General features: G+C 75.1%; 7 protein-coding genes. 1 reads left to right on the forward strand and 6 read right to left on the reverse strand.

Annotation, left to right across the window (positions count from 1 at the left end):
* A partial coding sequence (locus ACIQOV_RS24245) for a macro domain-containing protein (protein WP_401051672.1) occupies positions 1-238 on the reverse strand: 238 nt, incomplete at its 3' end.
* A gap of 234 nt (positions 239-472) precedes the next feature.
* On the opposite strand from ACIQOV_RS24245, the gene ACIQOV_RS24250 reads away from it, so the two are divergent.
* A complete protein-coding gene (locus tag ACIQOV_RS24250; protein WP_401051675.1) occupies positions 473-1,969 on the forward strand; it encodes a PP2C family protein-serine/threonine phosphatase in 1,497 nt (498 codons plus the stop codon).
* Between the two features lie 112 nt (positions 1,970-2,081).
* Here the strand turns inward: ACIQOV_RS24250 and ACIQOV_RS24255 are convergent, their stop codons facing one another.
* The 5 genes from ACIQOV_RS24255 to ACIQOV_RS24275 form a co-directional block, all read right to left on the reverse strand.
* A complete protein-coding gene (locus tag ACIQOV_RS24255; protein WP_380553786.1) occupies positions 2,082-2,435 on the reverse strand; it encodes a DUF2516 family protein in 354 nt (117 codons plus the stop codon).
* A 117-nt stretch (positions 2,436-2,552) separates the two neighbouring features.
* Positions 2,553-3,095: a hypothetical protein gene (locus ACIQOV_RS24260; RefSeq protein WP_401051679.1), complete on the reverse strand. Its 543-nt coding sequence runs from the start codon at positions 3,093-3,095 to the stop codon at positions 2,553-2,555.
* A gap of 2 nt (positions 3,096-3,097) precedes the next feature.
* Positions 3,098-3,505 carry a helix-turn-helix domain-containing protein gene (locus ACIQOV_RS24265; RefSeq protein ID WP_380553792.1) on the reverse strand — a complete coding sequence of 136 codons (408 nt, stop codon included), beginning with the start codon at positions 3,503-3,505 and terminating at the stop codon, positions 3,098-3,100.
* Between the two features lie 104 nt (positions 3,506-3,609).
* Entirely contained in the window at positions 3,610-4,488 is an 879-nt protein-coding gene (locus ACIQOV_RS24270; RefSeq protein WP_401051681.1) for an alpha/beta fold hydrolase, read from the reverse strand.
* Between the two features lie 37 nt (positions 4,489-4,525).
* Positions 4,526-5,623 (reverse strand): MerR family transcriptional regulator, encoded by a 1,098-nt coding sequence (locus ACIQOV_RS24275; protein WP_401051684.1) that lies wholly within the window; start codon positions 5,621-5,623, stop codon positions 4,526-4,528.
* Positions 5,624-5,741: the final 118 nt, after the last annotated feature.

Below are 5,741 nucleotides of genomic sequence, written 5' to 3' on the forward strand. Positions count from 1 at the left end.
GTCGTCCTTGTGCCGCTCGATCGCGGCACACAGCTCCTCCACGGTGAAGTCCGGGATGACCTTGTCGGGCCAGCGGTCGGTCATGGCGGCACTCCTCCAGGATCTGCGGCCCGCCCTTGCGGTGGATCGCGCCGTCCACCCCGCCACCGCCCAGCAAGGACGAGTTGGCGGCGTTCACCACCGCGTCCACCGGCTGTTCCGTGATGTCACCCTCCACCAGGGTGATCCGCTCCACCATCGCCCGCTCCCTCTTCCGGACCGCCCGGCATCCGCCGGGACGGAACCGATTCGACGTCCGAGTCCAGTCACCGCACCGCCACCGGCGTGGCAATAACCACAACGGCGCCGGTCGGCCGGAGAAATCCCCGGAGATCACGTTATGGTCGCGAGAAGTTCCCCGACGCGCGGTGCCAGGCGGGCACTGCGGACGGACGCCGGCCGTTACGCAGTCGGGGAAAGGGAGGAACCACCGATGCCCGCAACGGGAGACGGGCGGGCACCTGGTGCCGCGGACCTGCCGGGCGCCCACGACGGCGCCCGCGTCGGCCATGCCCGCGGCCGTGCCACGACCGGACCGGCCACGGCGACTTCCCCGATACCTCACCCCCGCTCACGGGCCGCGCACGCCTCCCACCCGTCCCACATCCCCGACCCGGCCGGCCCCGCCGCGGCGGACGGGCCCGCCGACGGCACACCGCTGCGGCTGCTGGTCATCGAGGACGACGCCTCGGACGCCCAGCTGATCAAGGCCGCGGTGGCCGACAGCGGCACCTCGATCGAGATCCACTGGGCCCGCGGCCTGGACCAGGCCACCGAACTGCTCGCCCCGCCCGCACCCTGGGCCCGGCGCGGGCGATCCCGCACCCCCGAGTTCGGCTGCGTGCTGCTCGACCTCGCCTCGCCCGCCGACCTGCCGCACCCGTCCGACCCCTCGGACGGGCTGGAGGGCCTGCACGAACTGCTCCGCCGGGCCCCGCACACCCCGGTCGTGGTGCTCACCGATGCCGCGGGGGCCGAACTCGGCGCGGCCGCCGTCGCGGCCGGCGCCCAGGACTTCCTGCTCAAGCACGAGACCGACGGCCCGCTGCTCGCCCGTGCCCTGCGCTACGCCGTCGAGCGCAAGCGCGCCGACGAGTCCCAGCGCCGCCTGGTCGAGGCCGAGTTGCGCGGCCAGGAGAACGCCCGCCTCCAGCGCCACCTGCTGCCCACCCCGCTGCTCGACGGCGCCGGGCTCTCCTTCACCCGGCGCTACCGCCCCGGCCGCCGCCGCGCGCTGCTCGGCGGCGACTTCTACGACGCCGTGCGCACCGACGACGGCACCGTCCACGTCGTGATCGGCGACGTCTGCGGCCACGGCCCGGACGAGGCCGCGCTCGGCGTCGCGCTCCGGATAGCGTGGCGCACCCTGGTCTTCGCCGGCCTCACCGGCGAGACCCTGCTCACCACCCTCCAGCACGTGCTGGAGCACGAGCGGCGCAGCGACGAGATCTTCGCGACGCTCTGCATGCTGGTCATCGAGCCCGGCGGCAGCGGCAGCGACCTCGGCTCGCTCGGCGCCGGCGAGCGGGCCCGGCTCTACCTCGCCGGGCACCCGGCGCCGCTGCTGCTCGGCCGGGACCACGAGCCGATCTCGCTGCCCTCCGACCTCGCCGGGCCCGCGCTCGGCCTGCTGCCGTGCCACGACGGGCAGGCCGCCTGGCCCGCCCACGAGGTCGAACTGCGGGCCGGCTGGCGGCTGTTGCTCTACACCGACGGGCTGATCGAGGGCCGGGTCGGGGCCGGGTCCCGCCGCCTGGGCCAGGACGGGCTCGCCGACCTGGTCGGCGACCACCAGGCCGCCGGGCTGACCCGGGGGCGGCTGGTCGACAGCGCCATCGCCGAGGTCGAGGAGCTGAACGGCGGGGCGCTGACCGACGACGTCGCGGTACTGCTGCTGGAGCGCAACCCGGTGCAGCTGATCCTCGGCTGACGGGCCGGCCCTCTGCGCCACCGGCCGGGCATGCGCCGGGTACGTGGTGGGCGCACGGCGGCCCGGGGGGGTGAACTCCCCCCCCGGGCCGCCGCGTCGTCCGCCGCCGGGGCTACCAGGGGCCGTACGGACCGGTGTTGCTCCGGCCGCCCCGGCCGCCGCTGCCTCCGGTCAGTGCCCGGATCGCCGGGCGGACGTCCACCACGTAGACGATCGAGGCGACCAGACCGGCCAGGGTGCCGATACCGGTGAAGAAGTTCACCCCGAACAGGAAGTCCCAGCCGAAGGAGATCGCCAGGATCGCCACCCAGAAGCCCTTGGTCTTCTTGTCGGCCGCCCGGTAGGCGTCCTCCCGGCGGGTGACCGCGTCGGCCAGGGCGAACAGCTTGTAGCCGAGGATGGCGATGGTCGCCCACCAGATCGGGTTCAGATAGGAAAAGGCCAGAATCTGCAACACTCCGACCATTTCGATCTCCTCTGCTCTCGACTCCGGCACTGCGACCGCCGCCCATCCTGGCACGACGACCGTCCACGACGGGGTCAACGTCCTACGGTCACCTACTGTGCCCCTCGGGGCACCACGTCACTCCGCGGCGTCGGCGGCGCCCTTGCGGGCCCGGGCGGGCTTCTTCGGAGCGGGCTCGGCACCGCCCTCCGCGGCCGGCGCGGGCTCGGCCGGCTCCACGACCTCGACCGGCTCCACGGTCAGCTCGGGCCGCTCGGTCGGCTCGCCCTCCTCCGAGGCTCCCGGGCGGGCCTTGTCCACCACGACCTTGCCGCGCTCGGCCAGCTCGTCGTAGGTCTCCTTGGCCTTCACCGCCAGCTCGACCGCGCGGGCCACCTGCTGCAGCGCGAAGCCCTGGGCCCGCTCCTGCAGGGCCTTGAGGTCCGTCGGCATGCCGGTGACGGTCTCGGTGACCTTGGCCTGCGCCCCGGTCAGCAGCGACTGCGCCTCCTGGAGCGTGGCGGTGGCCTTCTCCTGAGCGCCCTTGCGGTCGGCCGCCAGCGCCTCGACCCGGCCCGGCACCTCGCGCAGCTTCTCGTACGCGAGGTCCCCGGCGCCGGCCAGGGCGTACAGCGGGGTCGGGTCGCTGAGGGTCTTCTTGATCTCGTCGGTGATGGGCATGGTTACCGGTCCTCCCGGTGGGTGTTCTGGGTGGCTGGGCCGTCGGTCGTCGGGGTGGGTGCCGACGCGGCGTTCTCCTTGAGGAAGGCGTCGTAGACCGCGAGCAGCGCCTGCTTCTGCTGCTCGTTGATCAGCGGATCGGCCAGGATCGAGGCCCGCAGTTCCAGGCCCTCGCCCCGCCGCTCCTCCAGGATCCCGGCCTGGACGTACAGCGTCTCCGCCGAGATCCGCAGCGCCTTGGCGATCTGCTGGAGGATCTCCGCGCTCGGCTTGCGCAGCCCGCGCTCGATCTGGCTGAGGTACGGGTTGGACACGCCGGCGACCTCCGCCAGCTGCCGCAGCGAGTACTGGGCGTTGCGGCGCTGCTCGCGGATGTACTCGCCCAGCGAGCCGACGTTCAGTGAGGCCATGCGGACAGCCTGCAGCACCCCGCTTGCACATGCAAGCAGGGTGCTAGCGGCAGCAAACGTGCGCGCCCCCGTCAGGCGCGGCCGGGGCCGGGCGGACCGGGCGGTCAGGCCAGATGGGCGAGGAGGAGCTCGATGAGCCGTTCGGGGGTGCGCAGCGGGAGGTAGTGGTCGGCGTCCGGGACGAGGTGGCCGCGGGCGCCGGGGATGTCGTCGGCGAGCCTCCGGGCGATGGCCGCGATCTCCGGGTGGTCACGGTCGCCGTGGACGACCAGGGTGGGCGCGACGACCGTGCCCAGGAGCGGCTCGGCCGCCCGGGCCGGGGCGCCCGCGAGGTGGTGCTCGCTGACGATCCGGCGGGCCGCGTTCTCCTCGACCATCGCCGCGATCAGCTCGCCGCCCGGTGCGCCGCGGCCCAGGGCGGCCCAGACGGAGAGCTCCAGCTCGGCCAGCTCCGCCGCGTCGCCACGGCGCCGGGCGTCGGCGTAGGCGGTGGTCTCCGGGGACGGCGGCCAGTCGTGGCCGCTGACCGAGGCGCCGACCAGGCCGAGCGCGGTGACCCGGTCGGGGTGGGCGAGGGCGAAGTCCAGGGCGGTCTCCCCGCCCATGCTCAGACCGACCAACGCGACACCGGGCAGACGGAAGTGGTCCAGGACGGCGCCCAGGTCCGCGACGTCGTCGAAGGCCTGCTCCGGCGTGCTGGAGCGGCCGAGGCCGCGGGCGTCGTAGCGGATCACATCGTGGTGGCGGGCGAGCGCCGGGGCGACGGCGTCCCACAGCCGGGAGTCCATGCCGGAGCCGTGCAGCAGCACCACCGGGCTGCCGGCTCCTCGGCGCTCCGCCCACAGCCGGCCGCCGCCGGGGGCCGGGACGTGGACCGCGCGGACCTGTTCCGCGGGGACGTGCTCCGCGGGGACGTGGACCCCGGTGCCGGTGGCTTCGGAGCCGGGGGCGTCAGGGGCAGGGGCGTCGGGGTGCGGGCTCATGCGGTGATCCTTCCAGAGCCCCGGCGAGGCCCGCCGGTCAGCCGGACTCGGGCAGCCGGACCGGCATCAGCACGGAGAAGGTGCCCGAACGGCCGGGCGTGCGGACGGCCAGCGGGGCGATCGGGCCGCCGAGTTCGAGGAGCAGCTGCCCGGGGCGGCCGGCGTCGAGGGCTTCCAGCAGGAAGTCCCGGTTGACGGCCAGTCGGTAGCCCTCGGGGGCCGGATCGTCGGCGACCGTCAGGCGGCCGTCCCCGGTCAGGGTCAGGACGGTGACCTCGCAGTCGGCGCCGTCCGGGCCGGAAGGCAGGGTACGGGTGGCCCCGGCCGCCACGGCCGCCCGCAGTTCGGCGGCGGAGAGGGTGATCCGGTGCTCCGGCGCGATCCGGGTGACGGCCCGGTGGTCGGGGTAGTCGAAGTCCAGCGCGGCGCCCTCGATCCGGTGCTCCCCGACCTCGGCCCGGACCGGACCGCCGCCGAGGGTGAGCGCGACCTCCGCCGCCCCCGAGCCGAGCAGCGCGCGCAGCGCGTCCACCAGCGCGGTCGGGACGACCGTGCCCGCCACCGGCCGCTCGGGCGTGTCACCGGCGGCTGACACCTCGGCGAGGGCCATCCGGTAGCGGTCGGTGGCGACCAGGCGCAGCACCGGCCCGTCGGGCTCGAAGAGCACGCCGGCGAGCGAGGGCAGCTCCGGGTCCCCGCAGACCGCGAAGCGGACCGCGTCCAGGGCGGCCGCGAGCTCTTCGGCCGGGACGGTGAACCGGAGTCCGGCGGGGGTGGTGGTCATCGGCAGCTCCCTCTGGTCGATCATCGCGTGGATCAGGGAGAGCTCGCGGCGGGCGTCGGCGAGGCCGTCCTCCAGACGGCGCAGATGCGCGTCGAGCACCTGCCGGGCCTCCTCGCCGCCGGGTGCGGCGCCGAGCACGGCGCGGACGTCCGTCAGCGGCAGGCCCACCCGGCGCAGCCTGGCCAGCAGCCGGGCGTCGGCGAGCTGGCCGGGCCGGTACCAGCGGTAGCCGGTCTGCGGATCGACCCAGGCGGGGGTGAGCACCTCGGCGCCGTCGTAGTAGCGCAGGGTGCCGACGCCCAGTCCGCTGGCGCGGGCCAGTTCGCCGATGCTGTGCAGCTCGCTCTCCATGCCGGTGACTCTGCGGGCTCGACCTGGTCGAGGGTCAAGCCGGGTCGGGCCGGTCGGCGCCGTCGCCGGGGGCGGGAGCGTCGGCGGCGGAAGGGACGGGGGTGGAGGGAGACACGGG

Source organism: Kitasatospora sp. NPDC091257, assembly GCF_044757675.1.
GTDB classification, from domain to species: Bacteria; Actinomycetota; Actinomycetes; order Streptomycetales; family Streptomycetaceae; genus Kitasatospora; species Kitasatospora lactacystinica.